Below are 17,421 nucleotides of genomic sequence, written 5' to 3'. Positions count from 1 at the left end.
TCGCTTGATTTGAAAGCGCAAGCAGCTACATTTTCAGGAGCAAACCATGCAGCAAACCCCGGATGGGCGGAGCATCCAAGCCGCCACCGTGAACCACCGCCCCGGCCAGTTGGCCGTGGCCACGGGCGTGCTGGTGGCGTCGGGCCTGATGATGTGGGGTGCCAGCGACATCCCCGCCGACGCGGGCTACGCCGGGGTGGGCCCCAACTTCCTGCCCTGGCTGGCGGCGGTGGCCCTGGCCCTGTGTGGGCTCAACCTGTTCTGGCAGGCCTGGAACGGGGCCTACCACGACATGCCCGAGCCCTCGGGTGCCCCCCGGGGCAACTGGCACGCCCTGGCCTGGGTGGTGGCCGGGGTGCTGGCCAATGCGGCCTTGATCGAGCGGCTGGGCTTCATCGCCAGTTGCGGCCTGTGTTTTGCGCTGGCCGTGCGGGGCCTGCGCATTGCCGAAGGCAAACCGGGCGGCCACTTCGCCCAGGCCATGAAAGACCTGCTGATTGGCTTTGCCATTTCGGCCCCGGTGTTCTGGCTGTTCACCAAGGTGCTGGCGGTCAACCTGCCCGCCCTCACCAGCACCGGCTGGCTCTGAGCCCCGCCCCAGACACGCATCGAGGACACACACCATGGACACCAACCTCTGGGCCCAGCTTCTGGGCGGCTTTGCCACCGCTGCCACCCCCATCAACCTGCTGTGGGCCTTTGTGGGCTGCGCCCTGGGCACTGCCATTGGCGTGCTGCCCGGCCTGGGCCCGGCCGTCACCGTGGCCATGCTGCTGCCCATCACGGGCCAGGTGGAGCCCACAGCGTCGATGATCTTCTTCGCCGGCATCTACTACGGGGCCATGTATGGCGGCTCCACCACCTCCATCCTGCTCAACACCCCGGGCGAAACCGGCACCATGGTCACGGCGCTGGAAGGCTTCAAGATGGCCAAGAATGGCCGTGCGGGAGCGGCGCTGGCCACCTCGGCCATTGGCTCGTTCGTGGCCGGCACCATCGCCACCGTGCTGGTGACGCTGTTCGCACCGGTGCTGGCCGAATTTGCCGTGAAGCTGGGCCCCCCTGAGTACTTCTGCCTGATGCTGCTGGCCTTCACCACCGTGAGTGCGGTGCTGGGCGAAAGCACGCTGCGTGGCCTGACCTCGCTGTTCATCGGGCTGGCCATGGGCCTGGTGGGCATGGACCAGATCTCGGGCCAGGTGCGCTGGACCGCCGGGGTGCTGGAGTTCATGGACGGCATCGAGGTGGTGCTGGTGGCCGTGGGCCTGTTTGCCGTGGGCGAGGCGCTGTACAACGCGCTGTACGAGGGCAAGTCCAGCAGCGAGCTGAACAAGATGAACAAGGCCCACATGACCAAAACCGAGTGGAAGCGCTCCTGGCCCGCCTGGTTGCGTGGCACGGCGCTGGGCTTCCCGTTTGGTTGCATTCCCGCCGGCGGTTCCGAAATTCCCACCTTCCTGAGCTACGCCACCGAAAAGAAGCTGGCCGACCCGGAACACCAAAAGGAGTTCGGGACCGTGGGCGCCATTGAAGGTGTGGCCGGTCCCGAAGCCGCCAACAACTCGGCGGTGACGGCCACGCTGGTGCCGCTGCTGACGCTGGGCATCCCCACTTCGGTGACGGCGGCCATCATGCTCAACGCGCTACAGAACTACGGCATCCAGGCCGGACCGCAGCTGTTCCAGACCTCGTCCAACCTGGTGTGGGCGCTGATCGCCTCGCTCTACATCGGCAACGTGATGCTGCTGGTGCTCAACCTGCCCATGGTGGGCCTGTGGGTCAAGCTGTTGAAGATCCCCAAGGCACCGCTGTACGCCGGCATTTTGATTTTTGCCACCGTGGGCGTGTACGGCATGCGCCAGAGCAGTTTCGACCTGTTCCTCATGCTGGGCCTGGGCCTGGTGGGGGTGGTGATGCGCCGCTTCGACTTCCCCACCGCCCCGGTGATCGTGGGCTTGATCCTGGGGCCGCTGGCCGAGGCACAGATGCGCAACGCCCTGTCCATTGGCGAAGGCAGCTGGCGCGTGTTTGTGGACCGCCCCATGTCGCTGGCCCTGCTGATCGTGGTGGTGCTGGTGCTGATCACCCCCCGCCTGCTGGCCTGGCACCGCCGCAGCTGAACGCACCCAGAGGAAGTCGGCAGGGAGTTATCCCCGCCACGCCAGCCCAACCCTGTGGATAAGCTGTGAATGCCAGAGGACAACGAGGCCCCAAGCCAAGCCCCGCATGGATTTGTGGCTGTGCAAAAGCCGGATTGCCCAATAAACAGGCAATGACCCGTGCTTGCGTCGCTCAGTGGCGTTTCATGGGCATTCCCGCGCCTTCACGCCACTGCGCCACAACCGCGAACACCCTTCGGCATTGCACACACTGGTAGCGCCCGGAGGGCCGCATCACCCCCGCCTCATCCCGAGCCATCAGGGTCTTGTACGACGTGGCACCACAGTGGCCACAGGCGTTCTGCACCCGGCCATGCACCTCACGGGTCGCCTTGGCCGTGGCTGCATGCCGGTTCAGGATGGCGGAGCCCGGCACAGAGAACAGGGACACGTCTGACATGCTCATGGCGTGGTCTCCAAGAGAGCGAAACACAGGACACAAAAACCTGTCCTGTGCGCAGTAGACCGTGTTTCTTTTTGCGGCGTCGCACGCCATGCGAAGAAGACTGCTGCGGCCCGAAGCAAGGGATCAGCCCGCCACCAACGCGGCCACGGCCTGCCCCAGCTCGGTGGTGTTGGCGCTGCCGCCCAGGTCGCGGGTGCGGGGGCCTTCGCGCAGCACGGTTTCGATGGCGGCCACGATGGCGTCGTGCGCCGCCCGGCCCGCACCTTGGCCGCCAGTGAGGAAGTCCAACATCATCGCGCCCGACCAGATCATGGCGATGGGGTTGGCGATGTTCTGGCCGTAGATGTCGGGCGCCGAGCCGTGCACCGGCTCGAACAGGCTGGGCGAGGTGCGCTCGGGGTTGAGGTTGGCCGACGGGGCCAGACCGATGGTGCCCGCGGTGGCGGGGCCCAGGTCGGACAGGATGTCGCCAAACAGGTTGCTGGCCACCACCACGTCAAAACGCTGGGGTTGCAGCACAAAGCGGGCGGTGAGGATGTCGATGTGCTGTTTGTCCACCGCCACCTCGGGGTAGTGGGCCGCCATGGCGTCGGCACGGCTGTCCCACCAGGGCATGCTGATGGCCACGCCGTTGCTCTTGGTGGCCACGGTCAGGTGTTTGCGCTGGCGCTGCTGGGCCAGGTCGAAGGCGTACTTCAGCACCCGGTCGGTGCCGTGGCGGCTGAACACCGACTCCTGGATGACGATTTCGCGCTCGGTGCCCGCGTACATCACCCCGCCCAGGTTGGTGTATTCACCCTCGGTGTTTTCGCGCACGATGAGGTAGTCCAGGTCGCCCGGCTTGCGCCCGGCCAATGGGCAGGGCACGCCGTCGAACAGGCGCACCGGGCGCAGGTTGACGTACTGGTCGAACTCGCGGCGGAACTTCAGCAGGCTGCCCCACAGGGAGATGTGGTCGGGCACGGTGGCGGGCCAGCCCACGGCGCCGAAGTAGATGGCGTCCATGCCTTGCAGCTGGGCCTTCCAGTCGGGCGGCATCATTTCGCCGTGCTTCTGGTACCAGTCGCAGCTGGCCCATTCGAACTCGGTCACCTCCAGCGTCAGGCCAAAGCGCTGGGCCGCGGCCTGCACCACGCGCATGCCCTCGGGGGCCACTTCCTTGCCGATGCCGTCGCCAGGAATGAGGGCGATGCGGTAGGGTTTGCTCATGCGGTTCTCCAGTGGGGTGAATGGGATGACAGGCATGGTATTGCAGCCTTCCGTTTCTACAATGCCTTGCAGCGTGGCCACATTCAACACACAACGTGAACAATCAAAGCCTTTCCAATGACGACCTGCGGGTGTTCTGCGTGGTGGTGCGCAAGGCCAGCTTTGTGGCCGCGGCGGACGACCTGGGGGCCTCACCCGCCTACGTGAGCAAACGCATCCGCCTGCTGGAGGACCAGCTGGGCACCCGGCTGCTGCACCGCACCACCCGCCGCGTGACGCTGACCGACGAGGGCGAGCGCGTCTACCGCTGGGCCCAGCGCATCCTGGACGACGTGGACCAGCTGCTGCAGGAAGTGGGCGGCAGCCGCGCCCAGGCCCGCGGGGCCTTGCGGGTGTGCAGCAGCTTTGGTTTTGGCCAGCAGGTGGTGGCCCCGGCGCTGGGCGAACTTGTGGCCCAACACCCGGCCTTGCAGGTGCGGCTGGAGCTGTTCGACCGCCTGGTGGACGTGGCCGCCGAGGGGTTTGACCTGGACGTGCGCGTGGGCAACGACATTGCGCCCCACCTCATCGCCCGCAAGCTGGCCAGCAACCACCGCGTGTTGTGCGCCTCGCCCGCCTACGTGGCGCGGCGTGGTGCCCCCCGCACCCCGCAGGACCTGGCCGGGCACGACTGCCTGCCCATCAAGGAGCGCGACCACCCCTTTGGCGTGTGGCGGCTGCTGTGCGACGGTCAGGAGCAGACCCTCAAGGTCAGCGGGCCACTTTCAAGCAACCACGGCGAGGTGGCGCTGCGCTGGGCGCTGGACGGGCACGGCATTGTGTTGCGCTCCCTGTGGCAAGCGGCCCCGCTGCTGGCCAGCGGCCAGTTGGTGCAGTTGCTGCCCGGCTGCACCCAGAGCGCGGACATCTGGGCCGTGTACCCGGTGCGACTGGAGCGCTCGGCCAAGTTGCGGGTGGCGGTGACGTTTCTGGAACAGCGCTTGGCGGGGTTGATGCCGCGCTGAGGCTCGCGGAGGGGTGTGTTCCGGCCTTCGGGCGGCGCTTGGGCGCTGGGCCTGGGGCGCGGCTCCTCGCCGAGGGTCGGCTTTCAGCCGACTGCGCTGCGGTGCTCGGCCGTGGGGCGTGCGTCGCGGAACTCCCTGCGCGCCCTTGGGGCGCTCCGGTCAAACAGCCGCGACGAGTCAGTGGTTGAAGTGCGCTGTCGCGCACCGCCCCACGGCCTGTGCGCCTCGCCATCGGCGAAGTCGCCGCGCCCCAGGCCCAGCGCCCAAGCGCCGCCCAAAGGCATGGGCACTCCTTGGCCCACGCGTCACCCCTGCCCGACAAAACCGCCTATTACAAACAATTTAGTCACCAATAAATTGACAAACACGTTTTTAATCAGCGTACAAGGTTGCAATAAAGTCTTGCCTCAAGCTGCCTGGGGTTTCTGCACCGCAGGGCAAACCGGTTTCAACATCCTTTTTTGAGGCAATCGACCATGACTGCACGCACCCAGGTTCTCGGCCTGCAAGTGGCCACCGAGCTGTACGACTTCATCCAGAACGAGGTGCTGCCCGGCACCGGTGTCACCAGCGAGGTGTTCTGGCGGGGGTTTGACGCCATCGTGACCGACCTGGCCCCCAAGAACGCCGCCCTGCTGAAGGAGCGTGACCGCCTGCAGACCGAGCTGGACAAGTGGCACAGCGCCAACCCCGGCCCCATCTGCAACATGGTGGCCTACCGCAAGTTCCTGGAGACGATTGGCTACCTGGTGCCCCAGCCCACCGACGTGCAGACCACCACCGCCAACGTGGACGCCGAACTGGCCGTGCAGGCCGGCCCGCAGCTGGTGGTGCCCATCCTCAACGCCCGCTACGCCCTGAACGCGGCCAACGCCCGCTGGGGCAGCCTGTACGACGCGCTGTACGGCACCGACGCCATCCCCGAAACCGACGGCGCAGAAAAAGCCGGTGCCTACAACCCGCTGCGCGGCGCCAAGGTCATCGAGTTCGCCCGCAACTTCCTGGACCAGGCCGCGCCGCTGGCCATCGAGTCGCACAAGGACGCCCAGGGTTACAGCGTGGTCAACGGCCAGCTGACCGTGGCCTTGGTCGACGGCCAGACCACCGGCCTGAAGGACCCCGCCCAGTTCGTGGGCTACCAGGGTGAGGCCGCTGCGCCCACCTCGCTGCTGCTCAAGCACCACGGCAACCACATCGACATCGTCATCAACCGCAACACCCCCATCGGCCACACCGACCCCGCGGGCGTGTCCGACGTGGTGCTGGAAGCCGCGCTGTCCACCATCCTGGACCTGGAAGACTCCGTGGCCGCCGTGGACGCCGAAGACAAGGTGCTGGGCTACCGCAACTGGCTGGGCATCCTCAAGGGCACGCTGACCGAAACCTTCCAGAAGGGCGGCAAGACGCTGACCCGCGGCCTCAACCCCGACCGCATTTACACCGCCCCCAACGGTGGCGAAGTGCGCCTGCATGGCCGCAGCCTGATGTTCGTGCGCAACGTGGGCCACCTGATGACCAACCCCGCCATCCTGTGGGGCGCGGAAGGCAAGGAAATCCCCGAAGGCATCATGGACGCGATGGTCACCACCACCATCGCCCTGCACGACCTCAAGGGCAACGGCAAGGACGGCCTGCGCAACAGCCGCACCGGCAGCGTCTACATCGTCAAGCCCAAGATGCACGGCCCCACCGAAGTGGGCTTTGCCGCCGAGCTGTTCAGCCGTGTGGAACAGGTGCTGGGCCTGCCGGACAGCACCGTGAAGCTGGGCATCATGGACGAGGAGCGCCGCACCTCCATCAACCTGAAGGCCTGCATTGCCGCCGCCAAGAGCCGCGTGGCCTTCATCAACACCGGCTTCCTGGACCGCACCGGCGACGAAATGCACACCGCCATGCTGGCCGGCCCCATGCTGCGCAAGGGCGACATGAAGACCAGCGCCTGGATCCAGAGCTACGAGAAGAACAACGTGATCGTGGGCCTGTCCAGCGGCCTGCGCGGCAAGGCCCAGATCGGCAAGGGCATGTGGGCCATGCCCGACCTGATGGCCGCCATGCTGGAGCAGAAGATCTGCCACCCCAAGGCCGGTGCCAACACCGCCTGGGTGCCCAGCCCCACCGCCGCCACGCTGCACGCCCTGCACTACCACCAGGTGCTGGTGTCGGACATCCAGGCCGAGCTGGAAAAGATCGACGCCAACGCCGAGCGCGACAACCTGCTCACCGGCCTGCTGACCGTGCCGGTGACCGCCACGCCCAACTGGTCCGACGCTGAAAAGCAGGCCGAGCTGGACAACAACATCCAGGGCATTCTGGGTTATGTGGTGCGCTGGGTGGACCAGGGCGTGGGCTGCTCCAAGGTGCCCGACATCAACGACATCGGCCTGATGGAAGACCGCGCCACCCTGCGCATCAGCAGCCAGCACGTGGCCAACTGGCTGCACCACGGCGTGGTGACCGAGGCGCAAGTGCGCGCCACCTTCGAGCGCATGGCCGCCAAGGTGGACGGCCAGAACGCCGGAGACCCGCTGTACCAGAACATGGCCGGCCGCTTTGCCGAAAGCAAGGCCTACCAGGCCGCGCTGGACCTGGTGTTCAAGGGCAAGGAACAGCCCAGCGGCTACACCGAACCGCTGCTGCACGCCTGGCGATTGAAGGTGAAGGCTTCGGCTTGATGCTTCAGTTTTAATAGCTGCTTGCGCTTTTCAAGAAAGCGCTATAGGCTTATTTTTCATATAAAAAGGCACCCCATGGGGTGCCTTTTTTCTTTCCGGCGCCGGGCATCCCGAGGGGCTCTCCCCTATTTCCGGGACGGCAGAGGCGTTGGTGCGCCTCACTGAAGGCGGAAGCGCGCCACCACGGCGATGAGCTGCCCCGCTTGATCGCGCAGCGACTCAGACGCGGCGGCGGATTGCTCGACCAGCGCCGCGTTTTGCTGCGTCATGCCATCGAGCTGCGAGATGGCGGTGTTGACCTCGGCCACGCTTTGGCTTTGGTCTTGGATGGTGCTGGCAATCTCGCCGATGAGGTGGCTCACCCGTTGCACGGAATCCACGACCTTGTCCATGGTCTGGCCCGCCTCGCCGACCAATCGGGCGCCGCCCTCGACCTGATCCACCGAGCTGACGATCAACTGCTTGATCTCGCGGGCTGCTTGCGCGCTGCGTTGCGCCAACGTGCGCACCTCCGTGGCCACCACCGCAAAGCCACGGCCTTGTTCGCCAGCACGCGCGGCTTCCACCGCCGCATTGAGCGCCAGGATGTTGGTCTGGAAGGCGATGCTGTCGATGACACCAATGATGTCGCCAATCTTGCGCGAAGAGGTTTGGATGCCGTCCATGGTGTGGATCACGCGCGCGACCACCTGCCCGCCCGCCAATGCCACGTCGGATGCCGCCGATGCCAACTGATGGGCTTGGTGGGCTGACGCCGAGCTCTGGCGCACGGTGTCGGTCACCTGTTGCAACGCCGCTGAGGTCTGTTCAATGCTGGCTGCGGCGGCTTCGGTTCGCACCGACAGGTCATGACCACCACTGCTGACTTCCTGGCTGGCAATCAAAATGTTGTCGGCGCTGCGCCGAACGTCGCTGACGGAGGCATGGAGGGCCTCTTGCATGCGTCCCAGTGCACGCAGCAAATCACCCAGTTCATCGCCCCGTGTGGAGCGAAGCTCACCGGCCAGGTCACCGTTTGCAATCCGGTCGGCGGATTTCGCCGCAAAACTCAGAGGGACGGTGAGGGATCGTGTGAGCTGCCAGCCCACGGCCACCCCCGTGGCCAGCATCCCCGCCATCATGAGCCATATGCCCCAAAGCACCGTGCGGTAGCTTTCCTCACTGGCCACATTGGCCTTGTGCGCACCTTCATCGTTCACGGCGCTCAGCTTGCCAATGGCGTCGGTGGTGGCACGAAAGGCGATGCGCGAGTCACCACGCAGGTAGGTGGTGGCCTCGTCCGTCTTGGCATCGTGCAGCAGCGCCAGCAGCTTGTCCTGTGTTTCCTTGTATCGAAGGACGGTGGCCTTGAACGCATCGAACAGCTGCGTTTCTTCTCCATCGGAGAGGGTGCTGGCATAGGCGTCGAGGAGCTTGGGCATCAAGGCCCACTGCTTGTTGATGCGAGCGGTTTCGTCCTGGATGGTCTTTGTGTCGCCGCCCAAGATCATTTGCAGTTCGGCCCGACGCATCTGGTTGAGGGCCTCGTTCAGGCCCGCGAGCTGCTGGGTGCTGGGCAGCCAGTTGGTGGCCAGATCGGCCGCTGTTTCATGCACACGGTTGACCCGGTTCACCGCAAACAGCCCCATGGCCAACACCAGCAGCAACAGAAGGCCAAAACCCAAGCCCAGACGCACACCGACCCGCAGATTCGATAGAGACATCGTCATTCCCTCCATGGAGAGCAGGACAACCGCCGTGCTCATGGTGAAACCACTGCCACACTGCCGTTGGACATGCTAGCGCAGAGTTGGGAAATCGCACAGCGCGAAGGCAAAGTTGGCCATGGCCTCGCCGTCTTCGCATCGGCGAAGACGGAGGGACTTCATGCGCCTCAATACGCCACCGTGAACCGCTGCTGCAAATGGCGGGGCGATTCCAGCTCGTCCACGATGGCCACGGCCAGGTCATCCACGCTGATGGTGCCGGGCTGGTCGCCGTTCATCAGCGGTGCCTCGGTGCCCAAGCGGTATTGGCCGGTGCGCTCGCCCGGCACCAGCAGGATGGCGGGGGACAGGAAGGTCCATTGCAGCGCCGACTCCTGACGCAGCAGGTTGAGCGCCTCGCGGGCGGCCAGGGCACCGGTTTTCCATTCGGCGGGGAACTGGGGCGTGTCCACCAGCTGCACGCCCGGGGCCACGAACAGGCTGCCCGCGCCACCCACCACCAGCAGGCGCTGCACGCCAGCGGCCTTCACACCTTCGGTGATGGCGCGGCTGCCGCGCAAGAACTCGTCGTGCAGGTCGGGGTGGGTCCAGCCGGGGCAGTAGGCGCTGACCACGGCGTCCACGCCTTGCACGGCGCGGGCCACCTGGGTGGCGTCGGTGGCGTCGCCCTGCACCACGGTCAGGCCGTCACGCGGGGCCAGCTTGGACGGGGTGCGGGCCAGCGCCGTCACGCGGTGGCCGCGCTGCAGCAGTTCGTTCAACAAGGGGGTGCCCACGAAGCCGGTGGGGCCGATCAGTGCGATGTGCATGGGGTGCTCCTGCAAGGTCAAAGTGAAGAAGCCGCAAGCGTATTTCCGCCGCCTGCCTTGCGGTAGTGGGCCAAAATGGCTTTGTGTTTGAAGCACAGCTTCACAATCAAGCCCCACCACCCCCCCCAAGCAAGAGCCGAATGGAAGACTTGAAATGGACGACTTGAAACGCATGGCGGTGTTTGCCAGCGTGGTGCAGCACGGCTCCATGAGCGGCGCGGCCCGGGCACTGGGCATGAGCCCTTCCGCCGTGAGTCAGCAGGTGCGCCAGCTGGAGCGCGAAGGCGGGGTGACGCTGCTGCACCGTTCCACCCGCCAACTGGCCCTCACCGAGGCCGGGCAGCGTGTCCACGCGCAGTGCGCGGCCATGTGTGCCGCGGCGGACCAGGCGCGGGCCGAGCTGGCCGCCTCGCGCGAGGCCCCCAATGGCGAGTTGCGCCTGTCCGCCACCGTGGGTTTTGCCCGGCACGTGGCCCCGGCGCTGGGGCCTTTGCTGGCGGCCCACCCGTCGCTGCGCCTGCGGCTGTTGGTGGACGATGCGCCGATTGACCTCATCAACGCCCGCATCGACCTGGCGGTGCGCTTTGGCCGCCTGGCCGATTCCACCTGGGCGGCGCGGCGGCTGGGCACGCTGGAGTGGTGGCTGTGCGCCTCACCCGACTGGCTGGCGCGGCACGGCCAGCCCGAATCGCCCGACGCCCTGCTGGCCCACACCTGGCTGGGTTTTGCACGGGAAGGCAACGGCCTGATGCTGGACTTGCAAGGCCCCGACGGGGCCACCCGCAGCCTGCGCGTGGAGCCGCGCATCGTCAGCAACAACCAGCTCTCCATCCAGCAGATGTGCGAGGCCGGCTTGGGCCTGGCCCTGTTGGGCAGCCTGGACGTGCAAGACGCGCTTCAGGCCGGGCGGCTGGTGCGGCTGCTGCCGCACTGGGGTCTGGGCACGCTGGCCATCTGGGCGGTGACGCCGCAGCGCGACGCCCAGCCCGCCAAGGTGCGCCAGGCCATTGAGGCCTTGCAGCGGTACCTGATCACTCAGCCTGGGGTGCGGGCTTGATGAACGCCTCCACCGTGCCCTTGACCTTGATGAGCAGGGGCTGACCGCGGCGGTCCAGCGTCTTGCCCGCGGGCACCTTGACCCAGCCTTCGCTGATGCAGTACTCGGCCACGTCGAAACGCTCTTTGCCATTGACGCGAATGCCAATGTCGTGCTCGAACAGCTCGCGCACAAAGTGCGGGCTGCGGGGGTCTTGCGACAGGCGGTCGGGCAGGGTCGGGGGGGTGGCAGACGTGCTCATGGACATCACAACAAGGGAAAACAGAAAGCGCCGATTGTCGGGGATGGCCCGGGCCGCCCAGCGCCACCCACGGAGAGAGGGCTTCCTATACTCCCCACTCTTTCATCCAGCCCTCGGGGTTCAAGTTGCTGACGGAGTTTTTCATGGGGCGTCATTGGCGCAAAACCGTTTCCATGGCCCGGGCCGCAGGGCCGCTGCTGTGGGGACTGGTCCTGACCCTGTGGATGGCCAACGCCCACCCCGCAACGCCCCCTCTGGCACTGCAAGCCCGCACCCTGGACCTGTGGCCCGGCGTGCAGGTGCTGGACGACCCGCACGACTCACTCGACCTGCCCTCGGTGCAGGCGATGGCCCGCCAATTCACCGCGCCCCACAACGTCCGGGGCAGCCTGGGCCTGCACCGCAACCCTGTGTGGCTGCGTGTGTTGTTCGACGTGCCGCCCGACGCCCCCCCGGGGTGGGTGTTGGACAGCGGAGCCACCTCGCTGCACCACCTGGACGTGTACCTGCTGCGGGACCACCAAGTGGTGCAACACGCCACACTGGGCACGCTGCAAGCCCGTGACCCGACCGAGCCCCCCCGCGCCGCACGCACCCAGGCCGTGGCCTTGCAGCTGGCACCTGGCCAACGTCACGAGCTGCTGTTGCGCATCCAGACCGATGCGGCCATGGTGCTGCCCCTCACCCTGAGCACCCCCGACGCATTCCTGGCCCGGGCCCTGCGGGAGCAGCTGTTCCAGGGCGCCTTGCTGACGCTGATGGTCTGCGTGGTGCTCTACAGCGTGGTCTTGTGGCTGACGCTGCGCGACCCCTTGTTCCTGAAATACACCGGCGTGGTGCTGGGGGGCCTGGGGTTTGCGTTGGCACAACTGGGCATTGGCGCGCAATACCTCTGGGGCGACTCACCCTGGATGCTGGTGCATGCCGCCCCACTGGCGGCCATGTGCTCGGCCATGGGTTTGGCGCTGTTTCTTGAACATGCGTTGGTGGCCCCAGCCGGACACCCCTGGCTGTCGCGGCTGATGAAAGCCGGTGCCCTGGCCTGCGTGCTGCTGGCGCTGGCGTTTGCCGTCAACGGACTGTCCACGCAGCAAATCGGCCCGCCCTTGAGCCTCCTGTCACTCACGCCCCCGCTGGTGTCGCTGCCGCTGGCGCTGCAGCGCACACGGCAAAGGGACCCCATGGGCACCTACCTCCTGCTGGCCGTGCTGGTGTACCTGGGGGCCACGGCCACCATGGCGGGCGTGGTGTACGGCCAAATGCCCGTCAACTTCTGGACGCATCACGCCGTGCAACTGTCCTCGTTGCTCGACGCCTTGTTGCTGGGCCGGATGCTGGTGCTGCGCACCCAGACCGCCCAGCGGCTGGCCCAGCAGGCGGCCAGGGAACGCGACGCCATGCGCTCCCTGGCCCACACCGATGCGCTGACCGGCCTGCTCAACCGGCGTGGGCTGGACCACGCCCTGGCCCTGGCCCTGTCCCGCTGCACCCCCGAACACCTGTTGGTGGTGTACGTGATCGACCTGGACGGCTTCAAACAGGTCAATGACCGCCACGGGCATGACGTGGGCGACGAGCTGCTGGTGGCCGTGACCGAACGGCTGCGCACCCTGGTGCGCAACAACGACGTGGTGGCCCGCATCGGGGGCGACGAGTTCGTCATCCTCGTGGGCGGCATGGCCAAAAGCACCCAGGCGGTGGACATGGGCCACAAGCTGCTGGCGGCGTTCCACACCCCATTCCAACTGGCCCAACACACCTGCCACGTGGGCCTGACCATTGGGTATGCCCTGGCCCCGCTGGACGGACTGGACGCCGCCAGCCTGCTCAAATGCGCCGACGCAGGCATGTACCAAGGCAAGACCGACGGCAAACACTGCCTGCGGCGGCACGAGCCCCCACACGTCATGCCGGCGGGCTGACGCCGCGCAGCAGCACCTTGTCACCCACGCGCCAAGCCGCCGCGCCAAGCGCGGCCACACTCCGGCATTTTCTGCATCGCCCGGCCCCGCATGACCCCCCTCATTCCGCACCTTGCCAGCCTGCACACCCGCAAAGACGCCATCGACCAGCACCGCGTGGTCACCCACCAGCCCCTGCCCCCGCTGAACGCGGGCGAGGTGCGCCTGCGCATCGACCGCGTGGCCATCACCACCAACAACATCACCTACGCGGCCTACGGCCACAGCATGCGGTACTGGGACTTCTTTCCCACCGGCGACGCGCAGTGGGGCCACATCCCCGTGTGGGGCTATGGCGTGGTGGAAGCCTCGCTGGCCGAAGGCATTGCGGTGGGCGAGCGCTTCTACGGCTACTTTCCCATTGCCACCCACCTCACGGTGCAGGCCGACCGCGTCAAACCCCACGGCTTTGTGGACGCCGCCGCCCACCGCCGCGAGCTGCCCGCCGTGTACAACCAGTACCTGCGCTGCAGCCAAGACCCCGCCCACGACGACGCATGGGCTGACGCCCTGCTGGTGGTGCGCCCGCTGTTTGCCACGTCGTACCTGTGCGCCGACTTCCTGGCCGACAACGACTGCTTCGGCGCGCAACAGGTGGTGGTGTCCAGCGCCTCCAGCAAAACCGCCTACGGCACCGCCCACTGCCTGCGCAGCCTGTCCCCCGCCAAGCGGGTGGGCTTGACCGGGGCCGCCAACGCCGACTTTGTGCGCAGCACCGGCTGCTACGACCAGGTGCTGACCTACGACGAACTGGCCGCCCTGCCCACCGACGTGCCCACGCTGTACCTGGACTTTTCAGGCAGCAAGGCGCTGCGCACCCAGGTGCGCGAGCGCGTGGGCCTGTCGTTGGTGCACGACTGCGTGGTGGGCTCCACCCAGAACAGCGAGGCCGACCAGGCAAGCCGCTGGCCCGACCCCAAACCCAGCTTTTTCTTCGCGCCGAAGCAAGTGCAAAAACGTGTGGCCGACTGGGGCAACGACGGCTTCAGCCAGCGCGTGGCCGACGCCCAGCGCCAGTTCCTGCAAGCTGCCAGCCACCCCGAACGCCGCTGGCTGGACGTGGTGCTGAACCAGGGCCTGCACACCGCCGAACCCCTGCTGCAACACCTGCACGCGGGCCGGGCCGACCCGCGCCAGGGCCATGTGCTGGTGCTGGGCTGAAGCCGCCCGCCACCCGCGCTACATCCACAGTCGGTAGGGCCAGAACGCCTCGTCCTCGGCCATGCCGCGGCGCAGTGCCTCGGGGCTGAAGCCGGTGATGCGCCGCGACACCCGGCACAGGTGGGCCTGGTCGGCATAACCGGTGTCGGCGGCCACCTCGGCCCAGCGCACGGCGTCGCCTTGCACATGGGCATCTGCCGCCTGAAAAAACGCCTGCTCCGAACGGGCCAACACCTGCAACTCGCGCATGGGCAGGCCCGCCCAGCGCTTCACCCGCCGCTCCCACTGGCGCAGGCTGCGCCCGGGGCCGGACACGGCGGCGCGCTGCGCCAGGTGCGTGGCCCAGTCCGCATAGCGGTGGGCGTGCAAGGGCAGCGGGTGGCGGCAGGCCGCCCAGCGGGGGGCCAGAAACGCCTCCAACCGGGCCAGGCGCGTGGCGTCGTCGGGCGCGGCCTGCACATCGTGCAGCATGGGCAGCCAGTCGGGCGGCAGCACGGCCTCGGCATCGACGATGCGGTTGGTCAACGCCTCGGGCTCCAGCCCGGTCAACTGGTGGAGGGCGTCGGGCATCAGCAGCACCATCATGGCGTGCACCGGGCCGGGACACCACGAACACGTGGGGTGCGTGTGCGGCCCGCCCAGCACCCAACGCCCGGGCATGGGCTGGCGCGGGGCCAACAGCGGCGCATGGCGGTTGTCGTCGGTCAGCAGCACGTTGTGGCTGCACCCCTCAAACCACCAACTGAGCGAACACAGCGGCGCTGCCGGAAAGTGGTTGAACCGCTGCGCATCGGTCAGCACATGCCCCAAGGTGTTGCGCACCACCGTGGCCCGCACACAAGCCGTCAACCCCGCCGCAGGCAACCACAACTGCCCGGACGGCAACATGCCGTCCGGCTCGGTGATGCGGGGGGTGGCGGGGTGGGGCATGGGAGAGGCACCGAAGTATCGCGAAGGCATGGGAGCCTGAACCGCTGGTGTCGAAAAGGAAATTCGCCCCTATTGGTCACCTACGCACAATTGAAACAAGAGGCTCCCAACGAACTCGTGACCAAAAAGAAAGGTACCGCCCAGCGTGTATGCGTCCGCGACGTTGGACTAGTCTTGTCCAAACGGAAGAGTTTTAATAAACGCGGCAAGACGCGATGCTTCATGATCAGAAAGATCCGTCGGCAGTTCAAAGGAAATCGGCAAATCAGGACGAAGAACGAAGGTGTGCTCTACGAAGTCGACATCCTCGGAGTTATCGCTGTCGTCAATAGACGAAATATCTGGGACCAGTGTCTCTTGCCCGCTTGCCACTGATGAAACATGAAGGCTCTTTGTTCCCCAGACAAAGCGCGAGGGCCACCCATGTCGGCCCTCAACGTATCTACCACAACCGACTTCTTCAAGAGCGCGAAATGCACCGATAACATCCCCGCGTTTGAAGTCAAAACCATCGTTTTCAAGATGCTTCAACATGCGATGAAGCTTTGTCTCAGTTTGGTTTTTGTCGCGATTGGCCATGTGATCGCAGATGGCTTGGACTACTTGGTTTTGGCCATATTTGGCCTTCAAAGCTTCAACTTCCATTGATGGTTTCCTTATGAACAAAGAAATCTGAGCCTATCTCGGCATTTTCAAGATAGGCAACAAAAACTGGAAGGTCGGATTCGCCCAGCATCAGCCCCCCGCTCCGCCATGCTTCCTGCCATCCGTTCCCAGACAGCATGCATTGCGCCCAGCGCAGGGTCATTCGCATTGTTCAAATCAACCTCCCGTTACCGCAGTCACCACGCCTGCACATTCGGCGGTGCAGTTCTTGCGGCTTGGTCAATGTAAAGGCTGAGGCGGCCTCTGTGCGCGGCTGAAAGCTCTCTGGCCGCCAACAAAATTACAAGCCAAAAGCGGCTCTATCGCTTGCTCTGTAAGCGCAATCGGCTATCAAAACAGGACACACCGACACCCCATGCTGTATGCGCAAAGCCACAGCCCAGCGTTGTCCCCCGCCCGTGAATGGCCCACGCGGACCCACTGGTCACCAGACTCAATCATTCCCAATTCAATAGCTGCTCACGCTTTCAGAAAAAGCGCTGGAGCCATTTTTTCTTTGCAACCAGCCACACCGCTGGAGCGCGGTGCGCCGAGCCAAGGCAGTGGAATCTGGGCGCGGGGGTGAATCAAGGCTCCTCGTAGAGTCCCAAGTCGCAGTGTGGGCAGCGGCGCTCTACGCCCAGGCGAGGCTCCTGGTTCGCCAGCCACGGGCGGCCACAACGCGGACACGGCCAGCGGACGACTCGAAAGGCCGCCCAGGCCCAAACCGTTGCCCACGCCACCATGGCGACAAGCAGCACATACGGCCACCACACGCCCCCCAGAAAAATCTTGCCAAGCATGCACAGCCCCACCACGGCAGGCATGCCGACCACCAGGCCCAGCAAGGCCATGACGTGGAGCCGTCGATACCGCCGCCACGCAGCGGGAACCGTTTGAAACATCAGCGTCTTGCTCCTGTTCAATGCCGCGACAGGAAGTGCCGCACTCCGACCGATGCAAGGGTACAGGCAGTCATTCGCCTCGTGGCCTATCACTCCCAATTCAATAGCATCTCACGCTTTCAGAAAAAGCGCTGGAGCCATTTTTTCCTTGAAACCCACCACACCGCCGGAGCGCAACGCGCTGGGCCGGGGCCGTGGGGCCGTGGGGCCGGTGTTTGTCAAGAAAGATGGCCGCTTAATTTTCAAGCAGTGGATGCAGAAGGTGACTGTTTGTGCTTTGGTGGATTGAGCCAGACCTCCTTGACTTCATCCCAGTCACGCGTGGCACGCGAGTTCCAGCGTCTTGGCATTCGGCACTTGGCGGCCTCGTAAACCGCTTTGCGGTTTTGCAGAACGTTACCGTCTTGCCCTGCATGACGTTGAGCGGGCGTGACGTACTGGATGGCGCTGTGCCTGTGCTGCGTGTTGTACCAAGTCACAAACCCATGTACCCAGGCCCTGGCCTGCTCAATGCCCTCAAAGGGTTTGGCCGGGTAGGCTGGCGTGTACTTGAGCG

General features: G+C 65.8%; 17 protein-coding genes. 7 read left to right on the top strand and 10 right to left on the bottom strand.

What is annotated here, in order from left to right:
* The first annotated feature begins 46 nt into the window (after positions 1–46).
* Positions 47–589 (top strand): tripartite tricarboxylate transporter TctB family protein, encoded by a 543-nt coding sequence (locus ACYVB7_RS03240; protein WP_460505133.1) that lies wholly within the window; start codon positions 47–49, stop codon positions 587–589.
* A gap of 34 nt (positions 590–623) precedes the next feature.
* Positions 624–2,120 (top strand): tripartite tricarboxylate transporter permease, encoded by a 1,497-nt coding sequence (locus ACYVB7_RS03235; RefSeq protein ID WP_460505132.1) that lies wholly within the window; start codon positions 624–626, stop codon positions 2,118–2,120.
* A gap of 172 nt (positions 2,121–2,292) precedes the next feature.
* Here the strand turns inward: ACYVB7_RS03235 and ACYVB7_RS03230 are convergent, their stop codons facing one another.
* Both ACYVB7_RS03230 and ACYVB7_RS03225 read right to left on the bottom strand, forming a co-directional pair.
* Positions 2,293–2,565, bottom strand: a complete 273-nt coding sequence (locus ACYVB7_RS03230; RefSeq protein ID WP_460505131.1) for a hypothetical protein — start codon at positions 2,563–2,565, stop codon at positions 2,293–2,295.
* Positions 2,566–2,688: 123 nt separating this feature from the next.
* Positions 2,689–3,774: a tartrate dehydrogenase gene (locus ACYVB7_RS03225; RefSeq protein ID WP_460505130.1), complete on the bottom strand. Its 1,086-nt coding sequence runs from the start codon at positions 3,772–3,774 to the stop codon at positions 2,689–2,691.
* Between the two features lie 95 nt (positions 3,775–3,869).
* Here ACYVB7_RS03225 and ACYVB7_RS03220 point away from each other — a divergent pair, with 95 nt between their 5' ends.
* Together ACYVB7_RS03220 and ACYVB7_RS03215 are read left to right on the top strand one after the other, a co-directional pair.
* On the top strand, positions 3,870–4,778 hold the full coding sequence (locus ACYVB7_RS03220) for a LysR family transcriptional regulator (RefSeq protein ID WP_460505129.1): 909 nt from the start codon (positions 3,870–3,872) through the stop codon (positions 4,776–4,778).
* 476 nt (positions 4,779–5,254) lie between these two features.
* Positions 5,255–7,450, top strand: coding sequence for a malate synthase G (locus tag ACYVB7_RS03215; RefSeq protein WP_460505128.1), 2,196 nt, complete (start codon positions 5,255–5,257; stop codon positions 7,448–7,450).
* Positions 7,451–7,608: 158 nt separating this feature from the next.
* On the opposite strand, the gene ACYVB7_RS03210 is transcribed toward ACYVB7_RS03215, so the two are convergent.
* Both ACYVB7_RS03210 and ACYVB7_RS03205 read right to left on the bottom strand, forming a co-directional pair.
* Entirely contained in the window at positions 7,609–9,153 is a 1,545-nt protein-coding gene (locus ACYVB7_RS03210; protein ID WP_460505127.1) for a methyl-accepting chemotaxis protein, read from the bottom strand.
* A 170-nt stretch (positions 9,154–9,323) separates the two neighbouring features.
* Positions 9,324–9,965: an NAD(P)-dependent oxidoreductase gene (locus ACYVB7_RS03205; RefSeq protein ID WP_460505126.1), complete on the bottom strand. Its 642-nt coding sequence runs from the start codon at positions 9,963–9,965 to the stop codon at positions 9,324–9,326.
* A 154-nt stretch (positions 9,966–10,119) separates the two neighbouring features.
* Between ACYVB7_RS03205 and ACYVB7_RS03200 the strand changes: the two genes are divergently transcribed.
* A complete protein-coding gene (locus tag ACYVB7_RS03200) occupies positions 10,120–11,022 on the top strand; it encodes a LysR family transcriptional regulator (RefSeq protein ID WP_460505125.1) in 903 nt (300 codons plus the stop codon).
* Here the strand turns inward: ACYVB7_RS03200 and ACYVB7_RS03195 are convergent.
* Positions 10,997–11,263 carry a DUF3297 family protein gene (locus tag ACYVB7_RS03195; RefSeq protein ID WP_460505124.1) on the bottom strand — a complete coding sequence of 89 codons (267 nt, stop codon included), beginning with the start codon at positions 11,261–11,263 and terminating at the stop codon, positions 10,997–10,999. The genes ACYVB7_RS03200 and ACYVB7_RS03195 overlap by 26 nt on opposite strands.
* Before the next feature lie 143 nt (positions 11,264–11,406).
* Here ACYVB7_RS03195 and ACYVB7_RS03190 point away from each other — a divergent pair, with 143 nt between their 5' ends.
* Positions 11,407–13,185, top strand: a complete 1,779-nt coding sequence (locus ACYVB7_RS03190) for a diguanylate cyclase domain-containing protein (RefSeq protein WP_460505123.1) — start codon at positions 11,407–11,409, stop codon at positions 13,183–13,185.
* 90 nt (positions 13,186–13,275) lie between these two features.
* Positions 13,276–14,385 carry a DUF2855 family protein gene (locus ACYVB7_RS03185; RefSeq protein WP_460505122.1) on the top strand — a complete coding sequence of 370 codons (1,110 nt, stop codon included), beginning with the start codon at positions 13,276–13,278 and terminating at the stop codon, positions 14,383–14,385.
* 18 nt (positions 14,386–14,403) lie between these two features.
* Here ACYVB7_RS03185 and ACYVB7_RS03180 read toward each other — a convergent pair whose 3' ends face one another.
* The 5 genes from ACYVB7_RS03180 to ACYVB7_RS03160 all read right to left on the bottom strand — a co-directional run.
* The gene (locus ACYVB7_RS03180) at positions 14,404–15,315 is read right to left on the bottom strand and encodes a helix-turn-helix domain-containing protein (protein ID WP_460505121.1); all 912 of its coding nucleotides are present in this window, start codon (positions 15,313–15,315) and stop codon (positions 14,404–14,406) included.
* 168 nt (positions 15,316–15,483) lie between these two features.
* On the bottom strand, positions 15,484–15,960 hold the full coding sequence (locus ACYVB7_RS03175; protein WP_460505120.1) for a hypothetical protein: 477 nt from the start codon (positions 15,958–15,960) through the stop codon (positions 15,484–15,486).
* The gene (locus ACYVB7_RS03170; RefSeq protein ID WP_460505119.1) at positions 15,950–16,123 is read right to left on the bottom strand and encodes a hypothetical protein; all 174 of its coding nucleotides are present in this window, start codon (positions 16,121–16,123) and stop codon (positions 15,950–15,952) included. Before ACYVB7_RS03170 ends, ACYVB7_RS03175 begins: the two co-directional genes overlap by 11 nt.
* 424 nt (positions 16,124–16,547) lie before the next feature.
* A complete protein-coding gene (locus tag ACYVB7_RS03165) occupies positions 16,548–16,865 on the bottom strand; it encodes a hypothetical protein (protein ID WP_460505118.1) in 318 nt (105 codons plus the stop codon).
* 242 nt (positions 16,866–17,107) lie between these two features.
* Positions 17,108–17,421: integrase core domain-containing protein (locus ACYVB7_RS03160; protein ID WP_460505117.1), on the bottom strand; the 314-nt coding region annotated here is incomplete at its 5' end.

The organism is Hydrogenophaga soli, assembly GCF_054777695.1.
Note: the sequence above shows the minus strand (reverse complement) of the source record. Positions and strands in the feature narration are given on the sequence as shown.